Here is a 22,057-nt window from a genome sequence, read left to right as displayed (position 1 = left end):
ACCGACATCACCCACACCTCGTGGGAGTCCTGAGGGGGAGCAGAGAAGGCATGGCCAATTTCTCGAAGTCGAACGTGCCGCAGTTCTCGGTGGACGTCTACCAGAACGAGTACCTGCCGGAGGGCGGCCGTGAGGTCAACGCGATCGTCACGGTGACCTCGACCGGCGGCGGCACCGTGGGCAGTGCCGTGGCGGCACCCCACCTCTACACGCCGGGTGAGGGCCCGGACGCGGCCGTGGCGATCATGGTCGACTGTTCGGGGTCCATGGACTACCCGCCGACGAAGATGCGGGGCGCCCGGGACGCGACGGCCGCGGCGATCGACGCGGTGCGCGACGGGGTGCACTTCGCGGTCATCGGCGGGACGCATGTGGCCAAGGAGGTCTACCCGGGCGGCGGCCGGCTCGCCGTCGCCGACGCGCAGACCCGCGACCAGGCCAAGCAGGCGCTGCGCAAGCTGAGCGCGGGCGGCGGCACGGCGATCGGCACCTGGCTGCGGCTGGCGGACCGGCTGCTGTCCTCGGCGGACGTCGCCATCCGGCACGGCATCGTGCTCACCGACGGCCGCAACGAACACGAGTCGCCCGAGGACCTCAAGGCCGCGCTGGAGGCCTGCGCGGGCCGGTTCACCGCGGACGCGCGGGGCGTCGGCACGGACTGGGAGGTCAAGGAGGTCACCGGGATCGCGTCCGCGCTGCTCGGCACCTCCGACATCGTCGCCGACCCGGCGGGCCTGTCCGCCGACTTCACGCAGATGATGGAGACGGCCATGGGCAAGGAGGTCGCGGACGTGGCGCTGCGGCTGTGGACCCCGGTCGGCACGTCGATCAGGTTCGTCAAGCAGGTCGCGCCCACGGTCGAGGAGCTGACCGACCGCCGCACGGAGGCGGGCCCGCGTGCCGGGGACTACCCCACCGGCTCCTGGGGTGACGAGTCCCGCGACTACCACGTGTGCGTCGAGGTCCCCGAGGCCGACCTCGGCCAGGAGATGCTGGCCGCCCGCGTCTCCCTGGTGATCCCGCAGGGCGACGGCACCGCCCAGACCCTGGGCGCCCAGGGTCTCGTACGGGCCGTGTGGACCGACGACATGGCGGCGTCCACGTCGATCAATCCGCAGGTCGCGCACTACACGGGCCAGGCGGAACTGGCACAAGTCATCCAACAGGGCCTGGATGCCCGCAAAGCGGGAGATGTCGACGGAGCAACGGCCAAGCTGGGACGTGCCGTTCAGCTCGCCAGCGCCTCCGGAAACGCGGATACGGCGAAACTGCTTTCGAAGGTGGTGGACGTGGTCGACGCCGCGGCAGGTACTGTGCGATTGAAGGCGAAGGTCGCGGAGGCCGACGAGATGACTCTCGAGACACGGTCCACAAAGACTGTTCGTGTAAAGAAGTAGAGCAGTACGCGCTCGGCAGCGAGCGCGGCAACAAGCAGGCAGTAACCAGCAGTACGCAAGCGGTTTGCACGATTTGCGGCCCTCTCGGGCCGGAACAGGAGAGGGGGAAGCGCCGACATGCCGACCTGCCCGAACGGACACCAGTCGGGTTCCGACGACTGGTGCGAGGTCTGCGGTCACCGCATGGCCGGTGCCGTGCCCCCGCCACCTCCACCGCCGCCCCCGGCGGCCGGCTACGGCTATCCGCCGCCCGGTTCGCCCCCGCCGCCCGGCCAGGGCGGCCGCCCGCATCTCTCCGCGGTGCCCGACGCGCCCTCGGCCGAGCTCTGCCCGCAGTGCCGTACCCCGCGTGAGGGCGGGGCGCCGTTCTGCGAGGAGTGCCGGTGGAACTTCCTGACGAACACCGCGACCTCGTACACCCCGGCCGCGCCGCGCCCTCCGGGGCCCGGCGCCGGTCCCGGTCCTGGTCCCGGCGGCCAGAACCCGGCGCTGCGCTTCCAGCAGCAGCCGCCCGGACAGCCCGGCGGGTACGACTACCAGGGCTCCCGGCCCTCGCAGATGAACCGGCCCGCCGAGCCGATCCCGCCGTACGGCGAGAACCCCTCGGGCTTCCCCGGTGACCCGTCACGACCGGTACCGCCACCGCCCGGGCCCGGCGCCACGGGGCCCGGGATGCCCGGTGGCTTCGGCGGTCCCGGCGGACCTCCCGGCGGACCCAACGGCCCTGGTGGGCCCGGCGGCCCCGGTGGACAGGGCGGACCTGGTGGCCCCGGCGGCCCGAACGGTCTCGGCGGTCCTGGCGGACCGAACGGGCCGGGCGGTCCGGGTGGTCCCGGCGGTCCCGGTGCTCCGCAGGGGTATCAGCAGTCCGGCCCGCCCGCTCCGCCCGCGTACCCGCAGGAGACCAGGCACCCTCAGGGTCCCGGTGGCCCCGGCGGTCCTGGTGGTCCCGGCGGTCCCGGCGGGCAGTCCTTCGGCGGCGGTGAGGACGACTGGGTGCTTCCGCCCCCGTCGACCGGTACGCCCGGCGGTCCTGGCGGCCCCGGCGGTCCTCCCGGCCCCGGTGGCGGACCGGGCGGTGGCTACGGCTACCCGCAGCCCGGCTCGACGCAGGCGCCCCCCGGCTACCAGCAGCAGCCGCTGTCGTGGAGCATCACGATCGGACCCGACCGTGAGTACTTCATGGCGATGATGCAGCGCTCGGGACCGGAGGCCGCGGGGCTCAACCTGCCCGCGTACTCGCCCGAGCAGCAGCGTCCGCTCACCGGCAACCAGATCACCATCGGCCGCCGCCGTCACTCCACGGGCGAGTCCCCTGACATCGACCTGGCGGTGCCGCCGGAGGACCCGGGCGTCTCGCACCAGCACGCGGTGCTGGTCCAGCAGCCCGACGGCAGCTGGGCGGTCGTCGACCAGAACTCCACGAACGGCACCACGGTCAACGGCGCCGAGGAGCCCATCCAGCCCTTCGTCCCCGTACCGCTGCAGGACGGCGACCGAGTGCACGTGGGCGCGTGGACGACGATCACGATCCGACGGGGCTAGGCAAGGCCGGACCCCGTAAGGAGCGCGGGGCGCGGGGCTGTGACCATGGGCGGCTCCGCCGCGGGGCGCGACCAGCCACGAACGATCCGCAGCCGACGAACCGCACGACCGGCGGAGCTCACGGCAGCGGCCAGGTGTACGGCCCCTCGGGGTCGTCCAGCCATGCCCACGCGCGGCCGCCGCCGACCGTGATCCCGTACCGCTGCCTGGGCGGCTGCCCCTCGCGCTCCCAGATCCCGTACGCCTCGTGCGGGTCGAGGCTGTCCGCCGTCAGGGTCAGCAGGAAGCGGAACAGCTCGTGGCTCCTGGTCCGGCGCGGCAGCCCCGTCAGGTCCACGTCCGGGAGCTCCGGCCCGGGCGGGCCACCGCCGCGCAGGGGCACGAAGTAGGCGGGCGTGTGCAGGAAGCGGCCCTCGGCGTACTCGGAGTCGCGCACCCGCAGCGCGATGAGGCCGGTGGCGAACGGCGCGAGGATCCGGGCGCCCGGGGCGCACTGGGCCAGCCAGACGCGCGGGATCGTGCTGAGCGTGCAGGTCGCGATGATCCGGTCGAAGGGGGCGCGCTCCGGACAGCCGCGCGCCCCGTCGCCGGTGACGACGGTGGGGTGGTGGCCGGCGAGGGCCAGGTGCCGCCGGGCGGAGTCGGTGATCTCCGGGTCCAGATCGACCGTGGTGACCTGCCCGTCGCCCAGCCGGTGCGAGAGCAGGGCCGCGTTGTAACCGGTGCCCGCGCCGATCTCCAGGACCGCGTCGCCGTCCCTTACCGCCAGCTCTGCCAGCATCTTCGCCATCAGGGAGGGCTGGCTGCTGGACGACAGCAGCTCGCCGTCGCGCACCCGGGTGGCCAGCGGGGCGTCCGCGTACGCGCCGCGCACCCAGTTCTCGCGCCTGCGCGGGCTGGGATCCTCGCCCCACCGGCGCTCGTAGCCGCCGCCGAGCGCGCCGACGTAGTAGTACGGCACGAAGAGGTGGCGCGGGACGCTCTCGAAGGCCTCCCGCCAGACGGGGTCGGTGGCCCAGGCCCCGCTCGCCTCGATCTCGCGCACCAGCGCCGCCCGCGCCGTGGCGGCGAGGTCGTCGAGACCGGGGTCGATGGCGTGCGCGCCCATACCTCCACTGTGCTGCCGGACGGGCCGGGAGGCGAGCGCCGGGGCCGACCGATCCGGAACCGGCCCTTCGACGGCCCGGAACCGACCATCCGGAACCGGCCCATCGATGATCCGGAACCGGCCCTTCGATTCGGGTGGTCCTAAGCCTTGAGTCCTCGGTCACCCGGTCTGAGACCATGGACGCGTGAAAGAGATTCCGCGCGGCACGCTTCAGGAGCAGACCTTCTACGAGCAGGTCGGCGGCGAGGAGACCTTCCGGCGACTGGTGCACCGGTTCTACGAGGGCGTCGCCGAGGACCCGCTGCTGCGGCCCATGTATCCCGAGGAGGACCTGGGCCCGGCCGAGGAACGCTTCACGCTGTTCCTGATCCAGTACTGGGGCGGCCCGACCACGTACAGCGAGAACCGCGGTCACCCCCGGCTGCGGATGCGGCACGCCCCGTTCGCCGTCGACCGCGCGGCGCACGACGCCTGGCTGAAGCACATGCGGGTGGCCGTCGACGAGCTCGGCCTCTCCGAGGAGCACGAGCACACGCTGTGGAACTACCTGACGTACGCGGCGGCGTCGATGGTGAACACGGAGGGCTGAGCACCGCACCCGGCTGACGCGCGCATTCCGGTCGGCCGTCGCCGGATTCCGGTCACGATCCGGTCAAAGTCGGTTCTCAAGCGCTTACCCCGGGGCCGTCACCTCTGACAACATCGCCGAAGATCCGGAGTGACGGGGATTCCGGGATACGGCGGGGGGCCGGGTGACGGGGTTCGTTCTTTCGCGCGTGCGAGCACACCGGCTGCTGCTGGCCGCCGCGCTGCTGACCGTCGTGCTCACCACGTCGGTCCTCGCGACCCTCACCGCGTACTCCGGCGCGATCGGTGACGCCGCCCTGCGCCACTCGCTCCTCGACACCTCACGGGGTGCCGGGCGCGAGGAGAGCGCGGCGGCCACGACGCTGATCGTCAAGGCCGACGTGCCCCCGCAGGAACGCGCCGCCGCCGACAAGGCCGTACGGGAGGGCGCGCGGCGCACCTACGACGGCCTGCCGGTGACACTGCGGACGCTGACGCGGTCGGGGCCGTACGCGCTGCCGAGGTCGCTGCAGCCCGCGGCCGAACGCTCGGGCGACCCGGACCTCACACACTTCGCGGCGCTCGACCGGACCCAGGTGCGGATGGTCTCGGGCCGCCTGCCCGGTGCCCCGGGGGACAGCCGCGAGATCGAGGTGGCCCTTCCCGAGGCGGCCGCGCGGGAACTCGCGCTGAAGGCGGGCGCACAGCTGACACTCGTCGACCGGTTCGGCGGACCCAAGGTGCGGGTCCAGGTGACCGGGGTCTACCGGCCGGCACGAGTCACCTCCCCCTACTGGCAGTTGGAGGACCTGCGCGGACGCGGCGTCAGCAGGCTGGACTTCACGACGTACGGCCCGCTGCTCGCCGATCCGGCGGTGCTCGCGGCGGCGACGGACAGCGGACAGACGGACCGGACCGACGGGACCGACCAGGCCGACCGGGCGGGCGTGACGGTGAGCGCCGGGCAGACCGGCTGGCTGGCGTCCGCCGACTTCTCCACGCTGACGACCGGGCGGATCGGCACCCTGCGGGACGCGGCACACTCCGGGCCCCGTTCGCTGCTCAAGTCCCCCTCGCTGCACGGCACCACGGCCGTCACGACATCGTTGCCGGAGGAACTGGACCGGGTCGAACGGTCGTTGCTGGTCTCCCGTTCGACCCTGCTGATCGTGGCGCTCCAGCTCTCGCTGCTCGCCGGGTACGCGCTGCTGCTCGTGGCCCGGCTGCTGAGCGTCGAACGGGCCGGTGAGACACGGCTGTTGCGGGCGCGTGGCGCCACGCGCGGCCGGGTGGCGTGGCTCGCCGCGCTGGAGGCACTGCTGCTGGCGATCCCGGCCGCGCTGTGCGCCCCGCTGCTCGCCGGCCCGTTGACGCGACTGCTGGCCGGGCAGGGTGCCCTGTCGCGGATCGGGCTGCGGCTGGACACCTCGGTGACGGCCGGCGGGGTGTGGGTGGTGGCGGCCGGGGTGGCCCTCGGGTGCGCGCTTGCGGTGACCCTGCCCGCGCTGACCGGTGGTTCGGGAGGCGGCGGCCGGGCCAGGGCACTGCCCGCGCCGGTACGGGCCGGTGCGGACGTGGGTCTGCTGGTGATCGCGGCGGTCGCGTACTGGCAGTTGAGCAGCCAGAAGTCCGGTGCCGTCACGGACGACCGTTCGGGCACGCTCGGCATCGATCCGCTCCTCGTCTCCGCGCCCGCGCTCGCCCTGCTCGCCGGAACGGTTCTCACCCTGCGTCTGCTGCCTCCCGTCGCCCGCCTCGCGGAGCGGCGCGCGGCGAGCGGCCGGGGGCTGCCGACGGCGCTCGCGGGCTGGCAGTTCAGCCGCCGTCCGATGCGCGGCGCCGGGCCCGTCCTGCTGCTCGTCCTCGCCATCGCCATGGGCATGCTCGCGATCGGCCAGGGCGCGTCGTGGAACGGCTCGCAGGACGACCAGGCGGACTTCAGGGCCGGCACGTCCGTACGTGTGACGGGCGCGGGCGAGAGCGGACTGGGGCAGGCCGGGATCTACTCGGCGGTCGACGGCGTGAGCGGAACGGCTCCCGCGGTGCGTACGACGCTGCCGCTGTCCGGGAACCGGACGGCGACGGTGCTGGCGCTGGACACGGCGGACTCCGGGGGCGAGGACGGTCTGCTGATGCGCGGTGATCTGGCCCAGGAGCCGGTGGGGCGGATGCTGGCCGGGCTCGGGCCGAAGGGGACCGCGTCGCCCGGCGCGGTGCTGCCGAAGGGGAGTACGCGTCTGGGGCTGGCGCTGCGGATCCGGGCGGAGGCCGCGCCGGTGAAGGGGTCGGCCGCTGAGGGGTCGGGTTCGGGCCCGGCGGCGTTCCGCTCCGAGATGTCGGCGGACGTGGCGGTGACGCTGGAGGACCGGTACGGCACTCCGTACCGCGTTCCGGTCGGTGAACTGCCCGCCGACGGACGGGCCCACCGGCTCACCCTGGATCTGGCGAAGGCGGCCGGGGCCCCGGCCGGCCGTGCCGCCGAACCGCTGGCGCTGACCGGGATCCAGCTGGACATGCTCCAGCCGACGGGCCGCGCCGAGCGCCATCTGCTGTCCGTCGAGGAGTTGACGGCCACGGCAGCCGACGGCTCGGAGCAGCGTCTTGAGCAGCCCGCGTCCTGGCTGGCGAAGTCCCGCAGCAACAGCAGCACGGCGGATCCCGAGGCGGACTCCAGCCCGTCGGCGGCGACCGTGAGGTCCCAGAAGCCGCTGACGGTCCGCTACGGCACCGGCTACGTACCCAGCGACTACGCCTGGGAGGTCTCGTCGTTGACGATCCGGCTGCGGGTGGACCGGCCCGCCGTGCCCGAGGTCGCGGCGATCGCCACGGACGGCTATCTCAAGGCCGCGGGCGCGCGTACGGGGCAACGGGTGGACGTGACCTTCGGCGGTTCGGCCGTACCGGTGCGGATCGTCGGGCACGTACGGGCGCTGCCGACCACGCAGGACGCCGGTGGCGGGGACCCGTCCGGCGGGGCACTGCTGGTCGATCTCCGGTCCGTGAACCGGGTGTTGGAGCAGCGGTACGGGGAGAGTGTCGCGCCCAGCGAGTGGTGGCTGCGTACCGAGCCGGGGGCCGCGGCGCGGGTGGCAGCGGAGTTGCGCGAGCGGCCCGATGTCGAGCCGTCGCAGGTGGTCGTGCGCGACGAGGTCGCCGAGGAGTTGCGGGACGACCCCTTCGGGGCGGGTCCCGAGGCGGCGTTCGCGGCGGCGTCCGTGGTCGCGGCGGCGCTGGCGGCGGTCGGCTTCGCCGTGAGCACGGCAGGGTCGTTGCAGGCGCGCAGCGGTGAGTTCGCGCTGTTGCGCGCGCTGGGGGCGCCACGGCGTCAGCTCGCCCGGTTGGTCGCCGCCGAGCAGGGCGTGCTGATGGCACTGGCGTTGGTGGTGGGGGTGGCGCTGGGGGCTGTTCTCACGCGGGCGGTGATTCCGTTGATCGTGCTGACGTCGGGGGCGAGCCGACCGGTCCCGGAGGTACTGGTGGAACTGCCGCTCGGTCAGGTCGTGTTCCTGCTGGCAGCCGTGGTGGTCGCGCCACTGGCCGTCACCGCGTTGCTGGCGCTGCGGCGGGAGGACACCGCTCCTTCGCTGCGGTCGATGAAGTCGCTCAACGGGCAGGACGGTGAGTGAGATGGGGCGTGACTCCGGCTCCGGCGGGCGTCCGGGCATCCGGCGGCCCGGCTCCGACGGACGACCAGGTTTCCGGCGGCGGGACCACTCCGTCGCCCCCTGGATCCGTACCCGGCTGCGCACGGCCCCCGGCGCCGCGGTCGCCCTCGCGCTCCTGGTGATGGCGACCGCCTGTCTGGCCGCGGCCTTCCCCCGTGCCGTCGAACGGTACGAGGACGCGGGCCTGCGCCGGGCCGTCCTGGACGCGACCGCGCCCAGGACCTCGCTGCAGGTGTCCGCCCCGCAGCCCGGCAACTACATCCCGCAGCCGGAACGCGAGACGGCCCTGCGCCCGGAGAGCATGCGCAAGGCGTACGAGCGGGTGCTGAACACGATCGAGCGGCCGCTCGCCGTCGACCCCGGGCAGTCCACGTACGGCGTCCGCAACGTCAACAACCTCGAAGCGGCGGAGACCTGGCTGCCGATGCCGAGCGGGCTGCCCGCGCAGATGTCGCTCGCCGCGCAGAGCGGACTCGCCGAGCACTCCAGGCCGAGCGCGGGCCGCCTCCCGCGCGCCGGGAGCACGGTGACCGCCGCGACCCGGGAGGTGGAGGCCGCGGTCACCACGGAGACCGCCGAGCGCCTCGACATCAAGGTGGGTTCGGTGATCCACGTGCCCGCCGTGGAGCGTGACCCGCTCGCCGTGCGCATCACCGGCATCGTCGTCCCGCGCGACCCCGAGGGCGCGTACTGGACCACGCAGCCCCTCCTGCGCACCCCGTCCCTGATCCGGCCGCCCACACAGGGCGGCGAGCCGGAGACCTACTGGCTGGGCGCCCTGCTGCTGTCCCCGGACGCGGCCCCGGTGCTCCTCGGCACCCCGGGCGAACCCGCGCGCTACTGGCTGCTCACCCCGGACCCCGCCGCGCTCACCGCGCACGACCTGTCCCGGCTGGGCAGCGCGGTCGCCTCGCTGGAATCGGGCCCGGGTCTGGTGAAGGTCCGCGCGTCCACGGACGCGGACACCGGAGTGAGCACCGACCTCGACGAGGTGCTCGCCTCGTACGCCGAACTCCGGTCCGGCGTACGGCCCCTCGTCTCCGTCGCCGCCTTCGGCACCGGTGCGGTCGCGGTCGTCGTCCTGCTGATGGCGGGCCGCCTCACCGCCGACCGGCGCCGCACCGAACTCGCCCTCCTGCGCGCCCGTGGCGCCTCGCTGCGCGGGCTCACCCGGCGGCTGCTCACCGAGACGGCGGTGGTCGCGCTGCCCGCGGGCGCGCTCGGCCTCGCGGGCGCGCTGCTCGTCGTCCCGTACGGCCGCGCGTCCTACGCCGTCGGGGCGGCGCTCGCGGTCACCCTCCTCGCCTGCGCCGCGCTGCCGGTGCGCGCCCTGGCCGCCCACCGGGCCGTAGGGGTGCACGGCGCCCGCGAGGACCTCGCGTCCGTACGGCCCTCGCGGCGCCGCACCATCGCCGAACTCACGCTGCTCGTGCTGGCGTCGGCGGCGGTGCTCGCGCTGCGCGGCCGGGGGACGTCGGGCACCTCCGACGAGGCGCACGGCTCCGGCGGCTCCGGCGACCTGGGCGGCTCCGGCGACCAACTCGTCGCGATGGCACCGGTGTTGATCGGTGTCATCGCCGCGCTCGTCCTGGTCCGGCTCTATCCGCTGCCGCTGCGCTGGCTGGCCCGTCCCGCCGGCCGGCTGCGCGGCGCGATCGGCCATCTGTCACTGGCCCGCGCGGGCCGTACCTCCGTCTCCACGGTTCTCCCGCTGCTCGCCCTGCTGACGGCGCTCACCACCGCCGCGTTCGGGGGTTCGGTCCTCGCGGGCGTCGCGGACGCGCGGGACCGGGCGGCCGTGCTCAACCTCGGCGCGGACGCCCGCGTCGAGGCGGAGGGCGCCCTGCCCGCCACCCTGCCGGAACGCGTCCGCTCGACACCCGGCGTACGGGAGGTCACGCCTCTGAGCATCGCGTACGAGGCCAAGCCGGGAGCCGGCGTGGAGTCGGTGCCCCTGGCCGGGGTGGACCCGGAGGGGTACGCGCGGCTGGCGGACCGGACGGGTCTCGGGGCGTTCCCCGCCGGCGAGTTGAAGGCTTCACCGGCCGGCGCCACGTCGACGTCCGGCGCCGAGGGCTCCGCGAAGTCCGGCGAGGGCGGTTCGGCGAAGGCCGACGACGACGGCGACGGTTCGGCGAAGGCCGGTGGCGGCTCGGCGAAGGCCGCGATTCCCGCCCTCGCCTCCTCCGCCGTCGCCGACCGCTACGGCACCCGTCCCTTCTCGCTGCGGCTGGCGGACGGCAGCGACGTCACCGTCCGCATCACCCTCGTACGCGACCTGACCCCGGCCCTGCCGGGCACGGACTTCCTGATCGTGGACCGGGCGGGCCTCGGCACGGTCGCCGCGCGCCCGACCACGCTCCTGGTGACGGGCGACGAGGTGAGCGGGGCCGCCCTCCGCAAGGCTGTCAGCGCCAGTACGGGCGCCGATGCCGATGCCACCGCCCGTGCCGACGTACGACTGCGTTCGGAGGAGCGCGCGCGGTACGTCGACTCCCCTCTCCAGTCCGGCGCGGAACGCGTCTACGCGGCGGCGGTGGCGGCGGGCTCCGGATACGCCGTACTGGCGCTGCTGCTCGCCCTGGTGCGCGCCGCGCCCGAGCGCGCCGCCCTGCTGGCCCGGCTGCGCACGATGGGCCTCACCCGGAGCCAGGGGCGCCGACTGCTCGTACTGGAGGCGCTGCCCCAGGCGCTCCTCGCCGCGGCGGGCGGCGTCCTGACCGGCTGGGCCGCGGTCCGACTCCTGGCCCCGGGCATCGACCTCACCTCCATCGCCCTCGCCACCCCCGGCGGAGCACCCCCGACGGGCACCGCCGCACTGCACACGGACCCGGCGTCCCTGTTCCTGCCAGCCCTGACCGTCCTCCTCCTGGCCACCACAATCGCGGCGGGCCAGGCGTGGTGGACGGGCCGGCGGGGGTCGGTGCGGGAGCTGAGGGCGGGGGACAGCCGATGACTTACGGCAAGGGCGGGCATGTGCCGATCAGGACGGCCGACGGGGGCGGAGGCATGGCCATCAGGACGGCCGGCGGGGGCGGACACGTGTCGTCCACGACGACCGAGGCAGGCGCGGGCATGCCCGCCGCGACAACCGGCCTGGGCAGAAACGTGCCTTCCACGACACCTGGCACCGGCGGAGACGTGCCCGCCAGGAAGGCCGGCAGCGGCGCAGACCTGCCTGCCACTAAGCCCGACAGCGGCACGGACTTGCCCACCGCGGCAGCGGGCCTGGGCAGAAACGTGCCCTCCACGACAACCGAGGCCGACGCAGGCATGCCCGCCACCAAGGCCGACAGCGGCGCAGACACGCCCACCACGACAACGAGCCCCGGCAGAAACGTGCCCTCCACGACAACCGGCACCGGCGGAGACGTGCCCTCCACGACGATCACCACGGGAGTCGCCCGATGACCACCACCGAGCCCACCGGCCCCAGCTTCGCCGACCTGGCCGAACGGGCCGCCGCCCGGCGCGACCGGCCCGCCTACGGTCATGACGCCCTGATCACCTGTGACCGGCTGGTCCGGATCTTCTCCGCGGACGGCGTCGAGGTCCAGGCGCTCCAGGGCCTCGACCTCCTCGTCCGGGAGGGCGAGTTGATGGCGCTGGTGGGTGCGTCGGGCAGCGGCAAATCGACCCTGATGAACATCCTGGCCGGCCTGGACACCCCCACCGCGGGCGCCGCCCGGGTCTCGGGCCACGACCTGCTGACCATGAACGCGAAGGACCGGCTCCGCTACCGCCGCGACACCGTCGGCTTCGTCTGGCAGCAGACGGCCCGCAACCTCCTGCCCTATCTGACGGCCGCCCAGAACGTCACCCTGCCGATGCAGCTCACCGGCACCCGCAAGAGCCGCCGCGCCCAGTCCGAACGTGCCCTGGAACTGCTGGAGTTGCTGGGTGTCGCCGACTGCCGGGCCCGCCGCCCGTACCAGATGTCCGGCGGTCAGCAGCAGCGCGTGGCCATCGCCGTGGCCCTGGCCAACGCCCCCGCCGTGCTCCTCGCCGACGAGCCCACCGGTGAACTCGACTCGCACACCGCCGAGCAGATCTTCGCCGCCTTCCGCACCGCGAACGAACACCTCGGCACCACCGTCGTCATCGTGACGCACGACCAGGCGGTCGCCGGCGAGGTCCGCCGCACGGTCGCCATCCGCGACGGCCGCACCTCCACGGAGGTCCTGCGCCGCACCGAGGTCGACGCCACGACCGGCCACGAGACGGTGGTGGCCCGCGAGTACGCGATGCTCGACCGCGCGGGCCGGCTGCAACTCCCCGCCGAGTACACCGAGGCCCTCGGCATGCGCGACCGCGTCGCCCTGGAACTGGAACCGGACCACATCGGCATATGGCCGGACGACAGCGAGCACGGCTGACGGGGACACTCGGTCGGCAAGCGGGAGCGCGGCCGGCACTCACCGCCGCCGGTCCTGCGGATGCCACGGTCCTGGAAATTCAGGACCGCTCAGCTCCGCTCAGCGAACGCTGACGTCCAACGCCCCAAGTCCCGCCCTGCGTACGGCGATCGACCCGTACGGCGTACGCAGCCTGAGCCACGCCCCCGCCGAGAGCAGCCGCAGCACAGTCTGGTCGGGCACGGGTGAGGGTGAATTCTTCGTGGCCGCGGCCGCGTTCGTCGTCGCGGCCGGGCGCGCGGGCCGCAGGAATCCCAGCGACTGGGCGGCATGCGCGGCCCGCACAGGGAGTTCGGTGTCGCCGACCGGCCGGGACCAGATCTCCCGCCCGATCCGGTCGAGCGCGCTCCGCGTACGCCCCTCGGGTGCCAACTCGTCGATGCGTGAACGGAATTCGGCGACCGCCCCGGCCACCATGGTCCGCACCGCGTCGGGCCCGGGCAGCCCGGGCTCGGACCGCCAGCCCCCGCGGGGCGGCAGCACCCCGGCCCAGGGCGGGCCGGTGACGGCGGCGGGCACGGTCGCGGTGGCCGACGACTCGTCCAGGGACTCCAGGAGTTCACCGGCCGAGACGGTCACGTCGAGCGAGAGGTCGAGCCCGTTCTCGTACGGCTTGTCGAGCCGTGCCGTACGGATCGCGAGCACCTCGAACGACGGTGGCCGGCCGAACACCGCGAGCGTCGTCCCCGCCGCCTGCAGCCGCACCGCGGCCGCCCGGTCGTAGTGGATCAGGCGGGCCAGGAAGGCGGCGAGGTCCGCCGCCTCCCCCTCGTCGGCGAGGTGCAGGGCCGTCATGCGGCGACGGCCCCCGCAGGTTCGTCCTCGTCGTCCGCGTACTCCGCGAGGAACTCCCGCTCCTCGGCGGTGAGACGACGCGGCCGCTGCGCCTCGAAGTCGAACGGCACTATGACCGTCCGGGCCCGGACGTACACCTGGTCCGGGTCCTTGACCTCGTAGGCGACGGTGAACGAAGCCGCCCTTATCTGCGTGACCCACAGCTCGATGTCCACCGGCTGGTGCCGGTGGACCAACTGCTGCTTGTAGTCGATCTCATGGCGTGCCACCACGGACCCCTGCTGGAAATCCTTGTCCGGGCGGAACAGGAAGTCGATACGCGCCTCCTCCAGATAGCGGAGGAAGACCACGTTGTTGATGTGGCCGTACGCGTCCATGTCCGCCCAGCGCAGCGGGCAGCGGTAGATGTGCCGCAAGAGATCAGCCCCGGGTCAGCTTCTTGTAGGTGGCGCGGTGCGGACGCGCGGCGTCCGGTCCGAGCCGCTCGATCTTGTTCTTCTCGTAGGACTCGAAGTTGCCCTCGAACCAGTACCACTTCGACTCGCCCTCGTAGGCGAGGATGTGCGTCGCGACCCGGTCCAGGAACCAGCGGTCGTGGGAGATGACCACGGCCGCGCCCGGGAACTCCAGGAGCGCGTTCTCGAGCGACGACAGGGTCTCGACGTCGAGGTCGTTCGTGGGCTCGTCGAGGAGCAGCAGGTTGCCGCCCTCCTTGAGGGTGAGCGCCAGGTTCAGACGGTTGCGCTCACCACCGGAGAGGACACCGGCGGGCTTCTGCTGGTCCGGGCCCTTGAAGCCGAAGGCGGACACATAGGCCCGCGACGGCATCTCGACCTGACCGACGTTGATGTAGTCGAGCTCGTCGGAGACGACGGCCCACAGCGTCTTCTTGGGGTCGATGTTGGCGCGGCTCTGGTCGACGTAACTGATCTTGACGGTCTCGCCGACCTTGATCGCACCGGAGTCCGGGGTCTCAAGGCCCTGGATCATCTTGAAGAGCGTGGTCTTGCCGGCGCCGTTGGGACCGATGACCCCGACGATTCCGTTGCGCGGCAGCGTGAAGCTCAGGTCGTCGATGAGGACCTTGTCGCCGAACGCCTTGGAGAGGTTCTGGACCTCGACGACGATGGACCCCAGCCGCGGGCCCGGCGGGATCTGGATCTCCTCGAAGTCCAGCTTCCGCATCTTGTCGGCCTCGGCTGCCATCTCCTCGTAACGGGCGAGGCGCGCCTTGGACTTGGTCTGGCGGCCCTTGGCGTTGGACCGGACCCACTCCAGCTCTTCCTTGAGCCGCTTCTGACGCTTCTCGTCCTTGCGGCCCTCGACCTTGAGACGGGTGGACTTCTTGTCGAGGTACGTGGAGTAGTTGCCCTCGTAGGGAATCGCGCGGCCGCGGTCCAGTTCGAGGATCCACTCGGCGACGTTGTTCAGGAAGTACCGGTCGTGAGTGACGGCGACGACGGCGCCCGAGTACTTCGAGAGGTGCTGCTCCAGCCAGTTCACCGACTCGGCGTCGAGATGGTTGGTGGGCTCGTCGAGGAGGAGCAGGTCGGGAGCCTCGATCAGCAGCTTGCAGAGCGCGACGCGGCGCTTCTCACCACCGGAGAGGTTGGTGACCGGCCAGTCGCCGGGCGGGCAGCCCAGCGCGTCCATGGCCTGCTCCAGCTGCGCGTCGAGATCCCAGGCGTTGGCGTGGTCCAGGTCCTCCTGGAGCTTGCCCATCTCGTCCATCAGCGCGTCCGAGTAGTCGGTCGCCATGAGCTCGGCGACCTCGTTGAAGCGCTTGAGCTTGCCCATGAGCTCGGCGGCCCCGTCCTGGACGTTCTCCAGGACCGTCTTGGACTCGTCCAGCTTCGGCTCCTGCATGAGGATGCCGACGCTGAAACCGGGCGACAGGAACGCGTCACCGTTGGACGGCTGCTCAAGGCCCGCCATGATCTTGAGAACGGTGGACTTACCGGCACCGTTCGGACCGACCACGCCGATCTTCGCGCCTGGCAGGAAGTTCAGGGTGACGTCATCAAGAATCACCTTGTCGCCGTGCGCCTTGCGCGTCTTGCGCATGGTGTAAATGAACTCAGCCAAGAGAAACCGTCCGGACGCTTGAAATCGGCAGTGGGCAGATACACCCCATCTTGCCGTACCGCCACCCCTCGAAGGAAACCCGTTTGGCCGGGGGCCGGTGACCGGACGCCACCCGGCCACTCCCGTGACCGCACTGTCACTTACCGTCGCCGCCCGTCGCCACGGGCGGCGGCGTCTCCTTCGTTTCTTCAGTCCTGCTCGGGAGTCTTCTTCTTGCGGACGAAGAGCACTGCCGCGCCGCCGATCACGACCAGGGCGATCGCGATCCCCGCTATCACCGGGGTGGTGCTGGAGGCGCCGGTCTCGGCGAGGTCGACCGTGGTGGCGGAGGTGCCGCCGACCGTGGCCGGGCTGGGGGCGTTCAGCGTCTGGGGCGTCTCACCCGCGGTACTGCTCTGCGTCCGGCAGTCGAGTACGCCCTTGAACCGCTTCTCGTAGCCGTTCGGCCCCTTGATCGTGAAGTCGTACGCCTGGTCCTCCTGCAGCGGGATCGTCACGGTCTGTGACGCGCCTGCCGCGATGGTGTGCTCGGCGCCCATCAGCTCGAAGGTGAACGCCTCGTCGCCCTCGTTGGCCGCCGTGATGTCCACGCCACCCTCGGCGCAGTTCTTCTCGGCCGACAGCGCGGGTATCGCGCCGGTCTTCGCCCAGTTCGCGGTGGCCGTCGCGGAGACCGTCGACTCGCTGGAGCCGGCGAGGATCTGGGTCTGGCTCCTGGTCTCGGAGGCGAAGGCCCGGCCGACCGGCACGGTGGTCGAGGCCTGCACCGTCAGCGCGGCCGAACCGTCCGCGGTGTCCTCGGGGACGTCGAAGAACAGTTCGCCGCCGTCGGCCGCGGACGTGATCTCGTTGCCGTCCTTGTCGACGACCAGCACCCCGCTGGTCGCGTCGGCGGGCGGCGTGACCGTCACGCTGTCCGCGTTGGTGTGCACGGTGACGGGGCCGAGCAGCTCACCGGCGTGACCGGAGACCGCGGGCGGGTCCAGGGTCAGCGAGGCCTCGGGCTCCGCGAGGTTGCGCGCGTTGTGCTGCAGATAGTCGGCGAGCTTCTCCGCCTGCGGGTCGACGGCGTCCACGTCGGCGCCGTCCGAGTACCGCCAGATCGCGACCTGGGTGCCGGCCGCCGCGTCCTGCTCGGTGAGACCGCTCGCACCCGCCTTGGCGGCCAGCGCGGCGAGGTCGTTCACCTGCGGGTAGGAGTTCTGCAGGATCCAGCGGATCCGGCCCGCGTCGGGGTTGCCGTTCAGTGACGTGCCACTCCAGGGCGTCTCCTGGTACTTGGCGTCCATCTGCGTCGGGTTGTGGAGGTCGACGCAGTAGGTCTGCAGGGTGCCGCCGTTGTCGACGGACATCTCGAACAGCCCCGCGGGCACCTGCTTGTCCTCGCCGTTCTCGTGGATGACGGCGGTTCCGGACGTCTTCAGCCCACCTATGGTGGCGGTCGCGCCGCCCTGGCTCAGGGGGAGTTCGTCGGCGGCGGCCGTGCCCGCGGCCGTCAGAGCGCTCACGGCGGCGAGTCCGGACACCAGCGCCACCGCGGCGAGCCGGGCGGCACCCCGCCCGCGCACGGACGACGCAGAGAACGAAGAAAGCACAGAATTCCCCTTCGAGCAGGACCCGTTGACGTGGGGGGTTACGGTCCCACCAGCAGAATCAGAAGCCCCGAGAGCTATGCCCGGCATCCTAAGGACGGGGCGCACCTCTCTCCCCGGTCATGACATCGGACAAGCGATCCGACTCGGAATCGTTATCGCCAGGATGAGGCGTGAGCTGGGCTTATCGACAAATCCATGGGGACCGTTCGGAACACATTCGCCGATAAGCCGCACTTCGGCCGGACGGTGACTCCAGCACCAGGTGTCTGCCTGGTGCCTGCCCGCCGCGTGTCTGGTATGTGCCTGATGTCACGTCACCAGAGCCGGTTCCTGACGCTGTTGAGGAGGTTCGGCCTCCTGAGCCCTCGGTTCCGTCTCCCAGTTGGGCTCCGGCCTGGCGGGCGTCTCCGACGGCGTCTCGCCCTTGTGGGCCCGTCGGAACGCCGCGGTGCCACGCGCCAGATCGTGGCCGATGGCCGTGGCCTCGATGTCCGCGCCCGTCCACGACTGTCCGTCGCGCAGCTCGGAGCGGACCTTCAGCCTGCCCCGCACCACGAGCGGCTCGCCCACAGACACGGACGCCTGCACATTCGTCGCGAGCGCCCGATTGGCCCACACCGTGAAGAAGTTGGTGTGCCCGTCCGTCCAGGCGTTCTTCTCCCGGTCCCAGTACCGCTGCGTCACCGCCAGCCGGAACCTCGCCGACGCGCCCGTCGCCGTCTCCCGGAACACCGGCTGCGTCGCCACGTTCCCCACCACACACACCGTCGTCTCGTTCATCGCGGAATCCCTCCCTGCCCACGCCGACGGGCCCGTCCCGTACGGCTGCGTCCGGTGCGGCGACCGCGATGTGATCGCGTCGTGATCGCCGCGGTTCCAGACTGCCTCCGCCGGCCCGAGCCCGCTGAGCGCTGTGGGCCACCGCCCGGTTGTGGACAACTCCGCCACCCGAACGAGAACTTCACCCCGTCCAGCGCCTGTCCGGCAGCTCCCTGACTCCCCAGTTCCGTGCCAGCAGCTCCCTGACTTCCCGGCTCCCTGTCGGCAGCTCGCCGGCTTCCCAGCTCCCTCCCCCAGCCTCCGGCTGGAAGGTGCCCCCAGCCCCGCGACGCGAGCTGTCGGCCAGGCCCTAGACGCCGACCCCCGTGACCCGCAGGTACTGCTCCCGCACCTCCCGGTACCGCAGCAGCTCCGCCGCCAGCGGATCGAGAACCCGGGCCCGGCCGCACCCCGAAGCCGCCTCCCGCAACCGCCGTTCCGCCTCCAGCCCGTACCGCCGGGCCGGCCCGCGCGCCGCCAGCCGGCAGGCCCACTCGACGCCCGGGCCGCCCACGATGCCGATCACCATCAGCAGCACCGGCACCCCGAGATTCGGCGACATGAAGCCGACGACCTGCCCCAGCAGCCAGAGCCCGCCGACGGCCTGGAGGATCGTCATGGCCGCCTGGGCCAGTACCGCGACCGGCCACCAGCCGGGCCTCGGCGGCCGTCCGACCGGCGCACCGGCTCGCAGGGCCAGCTCGTCGAGCGCCTCGCACAACCCCTGTGACCCTCGTACGGCCGCCTCGCGCACCGCCTGCGCCCAGGGCGTGGGCAGTCCGCCGGCCGCCTGCTCGGCGACCGTACGGACCGCCTGCTCGACGCGCTGCCGTGCCGTGGCCTCCTCGTCGGCGTGGGTCCGTACCGCCAGGCGCCCGGTCGGTGGTTCGCGCCGGTCCTCGTACCAGCGCCACAGTCGCAGCCAGGGCGTGCCGCACGCGCGGTTGGCGTTGCGGCGCCACGCCCGCTCGGCCGCCTCGCCCGCCGCCGTGGCGCCGACCGCGTCCGCCAGCCGGTCGGCGAACTCGTCGCGCGCCTCCTCGGTGAGCCCGGCCTGCCTCCGGTTCGCGTAGACGGGCCACAGACGGGCCGCCGCCGCGTCCACATCGGCGGAGATCCGGCGCGCCGCGGCTCCCCGCTCGGCCACGAAGTGACCGAGTACCTCGCGCAGTTCCGCGACGCCGTCCCCGGTGAGGGCGGACAACGAGAGGACGGTCGCGCCCGGCTCGCCGTACTCGCCGAGCGCGATCCCGTCCTCGTCGAGCAGCCGTCGCAGGTCGTCGAGGACCTGGTCGGCGGCCTCCCCGGGCAGCCGGTCGATCTGGTTGAGGACTACGAAGGTGACCTCCGCGTGTCCCGCCATGGGGCGCAGATAGCGCTCGTGCAGCACGGCGTCGGCGTACTTCTCCGGGTCGACGACCCAGATGACGGCGTCGACGAGCGCGAGGATGCGGTCCACCTGTTCGCGGTGCTGGACGGCCGCGGAGTCGTGGTCGGGCAGGTCCACCAGGACGAGCCCGCGCAACTGCGCCTCGGCCTCCGCGCTCTGCAGCGGGCGCCGCCGCAGCCGCCCGGGGATGCCTAGCCGGTCGATGAGGCTCGCCGCGCCGTCGCTCCAGCTGCACGCGATGGGCGCGGCGGTGGTCGGCCTGCGCACCCCGGTCTCCGAAATGGCCACTCCGGCGAGCGCGTTGAAGAGCTGCGACTTGCCGCTCCCGGTGGCGCCCGCGATGGCGACGACGGTGTGCTGTCCGGAGAGCCTGCGCCGCGCGGTGGCCTCGTCCAGGACCTGTCCCGCCTCGGCGAGGGTCCTGCTGTCGAGCCGGGTGCGGGAGAGCCCCACCAGTTCACGCAGCGCGTCGAGACGGGACCGCAGCGAACCGTCGTACGCGAGAGGGGTCACCACGGGCGGCCTGCTGTCCACGACTGCCTCCTTCACGGGCCTGGCATGTCCCTCCGCCGTGGCGGACACGCGCCGCGCGATCAGCCCGTCGTCCCAGGCGACGCCGGAGTCCGCGGCTTCCGCGCCCGGCATGCCGTCCACGCGTCCCTTGCCGTCGAGGCCGGCGAGGGCGTCGGTGCCGTCCGTGTCGCCCCTGGAGGCGGGCTTCTCGGGTTCGTCGCCGATCTCCACGCGCAAGAGCCCGAACATGCGGCTCTCCGAACGGACACCGCCCTTGACGGCATCCTTCTTGCCGACGTCCTTCTTTCCGGGGTCCTTCCTGCCTGGATCCCTCTTGCCGAAAGCCTTGTTGCCGGGGTCCTTCTTGAGGGCGTCCTTGTGGTCGGTCACGAAATCGTCCTCCACGCGCGCGTGCACGCTGCCGCTGCCCTCGCGCCCTTCGTCGTCTCCGGGGTGATCGGCGTGATCCGTGTGGTCCGTGACGGCGGTCACCACGATCACCTCTCCTTCTGCAGTACGGACAGCGCGGCGATGAGTTCGGCCTGGGGTTCGGGGTGTACGTCGAGTGCGTCGAGCGGCGCGAGCCGCCGCTCCCGTTCGGTGTGCAGGGTCTTGTCGAGGTAGTCGCTGAGCAGTCGCCCGCCCTTGTCGCGCAGCCGCAGGGCGCCGTGGGCCCCGATCCGCTCGGCGAGTCCTTCGCCCGCGGACCGTGCCCGACGGCCGCCCAGGAGCGCGGTGGCGACCAGCGCCGCCACCACCTCGGGGTCCGGCGCGACGCTCTTCTCGAGGGCACGCACCTCCTCCTCGGCGTACTCCTCGAGGATCCGCCGCCAGCGCCGTACGGCCATCCCGATGCGGTGCTCGGCGCTCTCCAGCGTCGGATCACGGTCCGTCAGCCCCGGTGCGGCCGCACCGGGTTCGCGGCGCCAGGCCTCGTCGATGCGCTCGTCGGCGGCGGTGACCGCGCACAGCAGCAGCGCGGCCAGGCTCTCGGCGAGCGCGTCGAGCAGTTCGCCGGCGGTGCAGTCCAGCGGATAGCTGCGCCACCGCTTGAGCGCGTCCCCGGCGAGTACGGCCCCGGCCTGCAAACGGCCCCGTACGCGCGCCTGCTCGCTGTCGTACGCCCCGTCGACGGCCGCGGTGAGCCGCAGGGCGGCGGCGTACTGCGCGGCCGCCGCACCGGCCAGCTCGGGCATCCGCGTCTTCAGCGAGTCGAGCACCCCGTACGCCGTGCGTGCCATCGCCTGCTGCCGGGCGCCGGGATCCTCCACCTGTTCGGTGAGCCAGGCGAGCAGGGGCGCCACCGCGGTGGCCGGAAGCAGCCCCCCACCCCATGCCGACTCGGGCAACTCGGGCACGGTGAAGCGGGGTACGTCGCCGAGTCCGGCCTTGGCGAGGAGCGCGCCGTACTGACGCGACACCTCCGAGACGACCTGGTGGGGCACCCGGTCGAGGACCGTGACGAGCGTCGCGTCGTGTTCCTTCGCGGTACGGAGCAGATGCCACGGCACCGCATCCGCGTACCGGGCGGCCGTGGTGACCATCACCCAGATGTCGGCCGCGCAGATCAGTTCGGCGGCGAGCACCCTGTTGTCGGCCACGAGGGAGTCGATGTCGGGCGCGTCGAGGAGGGCGAGCCCGCGCGGGAGGGTGTCGGCGGTCTCGATGCGCAGCACGCGCCCGTCGTCCTCACCCGGCAGCAGCGGATCGTCCAGGGCGTCCTGTTGGGGCACCCACACGCGCGTGAGGTCGGGCAGTACGCGCATACCGCTGAACCAGTGATGGTCCTCCGGGTGGCACACGAGCACCGGAGTGCGGGTCGTGGGCCGCAGTACCCCGGCTTCACTGACCCGCCGTCCCACAAGGGAGTTGACCAGTGTGGACTTGCCCGCCCCGGTCGATCCTCCGATCACGGCGAGCAAGGGTGCTTCGGGTTCTCTCAACCGGGGCACGAGATAGTCGTCGAGTTGCGCGAGCAGTTCGTCGCGGTTGGCACGCGCGCGTGGAGCCCCCGCCAGGGGCAGCGGGAAGCGTGCGGCGGCGACACGGTCGCGCAGGGCGGAAAGTGCGTCGAGCAGCTGAGGCCGTACGTCCAAGGTCACCACATGCGAAGAATGCCCAATTTTGGAGGCTTTCTGAAGCATATGAGCATGTCTGCGCGCC

The 22,057-nt window shown here is 72.7% G+C and carries 15 protein-coding genes; 7 read left to right on the top strand and 8 right to left on the bottom strand.

Features of this window, described 5'->3' with window-relative positions; translation table 11 throughout:
• Positions 1-50: 50 nt before the first annotated feature.
• Positions 51-1,397: a vWA domain-containing protein gene (locus JEQ17_RS30335; protein WP_200398111.1), complete on the top strand. Its 1,347-nt coding sequence runs from the start codon at positions 51-53 to the stop codon at positions 1,395-1,397.
• Positions 1,398-1,514: 117 nt separating this feature from the next.
• A complete protein-coding gene (locus JEQ17_RS30330; RefSeq protein ID WP_200398110.1) occupies positions 1,515-2,942 on the top strand; it encodes an FHA domain-containing protein in 1,428 nt (475 codons plus the stop codon).
• Between the two features lie 118 nt (positions 2,943-3,060).
• On the opposite strand, the gene JEQ17_RS30325 is transcribed toward JEQ17_RS30330, so the two are convergent.
• Positions 3,061-4,050 (bottom strand): methyltransferase domain-containing protein, encoded by a 990-nt coding sequence (locus JEQ17_RS30325; RefSeq protein ID WP_200398109.1) that lies wholly within the window; start codon positions 4,048-4,050, stop codon positions 3,061-3,063.
• Positions 4,051-4,234: 184 nt separating this feature from the next.
• Here JEQ17_RS30325 and JEQ17_RS30320 point away from each other — a divergent pair, with 184 nt between their 5' ends.
• The 5 genes from JEQ17_RS30320 (at position 4,235) to JEQ17_RS30300 (ending at position 12,658) form a co-directional block, all read left to right on the top strand.
• Positions 4,235-4,639: a globin gene (locus JEQ17_RS30320; protein WP_055611684.1), complete on the top strand. Its 405-nt coding sequence runs from the start codon at positions 4,235-4,237 to the stop codon at positions 4,637-4,639.
• 187 nt (positions 4,640-4,826) lie between these two features.
• Positions 4,827-8,243 (top strand): ABC transporter permease, encoded by a 3,417-nt coding sequence (locus JEQ17_RS30315; RefSeq protein ID WP_234048429.1) that lies wholly within the window; start codon positions 4,827-4,829, stop codon positions 8,241-8,243.
• 1 nt (position 8,244) lies between these two features.
• On the top strand, positions 8,245-11,238 hold the full coding sequence (locus JEQ17_RS30310) for an FtsX-like permease family protein (protein ID WP_234048428.1): 2,994 nt from the start codon (positions 8,245-8,247) through the stop codon (positions 11,236-11,238).
• The gene (locus JEQ17_RS30305) at positions 11,235-11,693 is read left to right on the top strand and encodes a hypothetical protein (RefSeq protein WP_200398107.1); all 459 of its coding nucleotides are present in this window, start codon (positions 11,235-11,237) and stop codon (positions 11,691-11,693) included. Before JEQ17_RS30310 ends, JEQ17_RS30305 begins: the two co-directional genes overlap by 4 nt.
• On the top strand, positions 11,690-12,658 hold the full coding sequence (locus JEQ17_RS30300) for an ABC transporter ATP-binding protein (protein ID WP_200398106.1): 969 nt from the start codon (positions 11,690-11,692) through the stop codon (positions 12,656-12,658). The genes JEQ17_RS30305 and JEQ17_RS30300 overlap by 4 nt, the downstream gene beginning before the upstream one ends.
• 99 nt (positions 12,659-12,757) lie before the next feature.
• Here JEQ17_RS30300 and JEQ17_RS30295 read toward each other — a convergent pair whose 3' ends face one another.
• The 7 genes from JEQ17_RS30295 to JEQ17_RS30265 form a co-directional block, all read right to left on the bottom strand.
• Positions 12,758-13,492, bottom strand: coding sequence for a hypothetical protein (locus JEQ17_RS30295; RefSeq protein ID WP_200398105.1), 735 nt, complete (start codon positions 13,490-13,492; stop codon positions 12,758-12,760).
• Positions 13,489-13,908 carry an acyl-CoA thioesterase gene (locus JEQ17_RS30290; protein ID WP_200398104.1) on the bottom strand — a complete coding sequence of 140 codons (420 nt, stop codon included), beginning with the start codon at positions 13,906-13,908 and terminating at the stop codon, positions 13,489-13,491. Before JEQ17_RS30290 ends, JEQ17_RS30295 begins: the two co-directional genes overlap by 4 nt.
• 4 nt (positions 13,909-13,912) lie before the next feature.
• Positions 13,913-15,577 (bottom strand): energy-dependent translational throttle protein EttA, encoded by a 1,665-nt coding sequence (ettA, locus tag JEQ17_RS30285; protein WP_200398103.1) that lies wholly within the window; start codon positions 15,575-15,577, stop codon positions 13,913-13,915.
• 188 nt (positions 15,578-15,765) lie between these two features.
• Positions 15,766-17,172: a TQXA domain-containing protein gene (locus tag JEQ17_RS30280; protein WP_234048427.1), complete on the bottom strand. Its 1,407-nt coding sequence runs from the start codon at positions 17,170-17,172 to the stop codon at positions 15,766-15,768.
• A 309-nt stretch (positions 17,173-17,481) separates the two neighbouring features.
• Complete coding sequence (locus JEQ17_RS30275; protein ID WP_200398101.1) at positions 17,482-17,952, bottom strand: single-stranded DNA-binding protein; 471 nt, start codon at positions 17,950-17,952, stop codon at positions 17,482-17,484.
• A gap of 349 nt (positions 17,953-18,301) precedes the next feature.
• Positions 18,302-20,386: a YfjP family GTPase gene (locus JEQ17_RS30270; RefSeq protein WP_200401806.1), complete on the bottom strand. Its 2,085-nt coding sequence runs from the start codon at positions 20,384-20,386 to the stop codon at positions 18,302-18,304.
• Between the two features lie 5 nt (positions 20,387-20,391).
• Positions 20,392-21,999 (bottom strand): dynamin family protein, encoded by a 1,608-nt coding sequence (locus JEQ17_RS30265; RefSeq protein ID WP_200398100.1) that lies wholly within the window; start codon positions 21,997-21,999, stop codon positions 20,392-20,394.
• Positions 22,000-22,057 lie beyond the last annotated feature (58 nt).

Source organism: Streptomyces liliifuscus (assembly GCF_016598615.1).
GTDB lineage: Bacteria > Actinomycetota > Actinomycetes > Streptomycetales > Streptomycetaceae > Streptomyces > Streptomyces liliifuscus.
This window is presented reverse-complemented; position numbering and strand designations above follow the sequence as displayed.

Excerpts from the sequence above, each read along its gene's own strand:
- JEQ17_RS30295 (WP_200398105.1), bottom strand. The coding sequence starts at position 13,492 with ATGACGGCCCTGCACCTCGCCGACGAGGGGGAGGCGGCGGACCTCGCC.
- JEQ17_RS30305 (WP_200398107.1), top strand. The coding sequence starts at position 11,235 with ATGACTTACGGCAAGGGCGGGCATGTGCCGATCAGGACGGCCGACGGG.
- JEQ17_RS30275 (WP_200398101.1), bottom strand. The coding sequence starts at position 17,952 with ATGAACGAGACGACGGTGTGTGTGGTGGGGAACGTGGCGACGCAGCCG.
- JEQ17_RS30310 (WP_234048428.1), top strand. The coding sequence starts at position 8,245 with ATGGGGCGTGACTCCGGCTCCGGCGGGCGTCCGGGCATCCGGCGGCCC.
- JEQ17_RS30325 (WP_200398109.1), bottom strand. The coding sequence starts at position 4,050 with ATGGGCGCGCACGCCATCGACCCCGGTCTCGACGACCTCGCCGCCACG.
- JEQ17_RS30300 (WP_200398106.1), top strand. The coding sequence starts at position 11,690 with ATGACCACCACCGAGCCCACCGGCCCCAGCTTCGCCGACCTGGCCGAA.
- JEQ17_RS30330 (WP_200398110.1), top strand. The coding sequence starts at position 1,515 with ATGCCGACCTGCCCGAACGGACACCAGTCGGGTTCCGACGACTGGTGC.
- JEQ17_RS30335 (WP_200398111.1), top strand. The coding sequence starts at position 51 with ATGGCCAATTTCTCGAAGTCGAACGTGCCGCAGTTCTCGGTGGACGTC.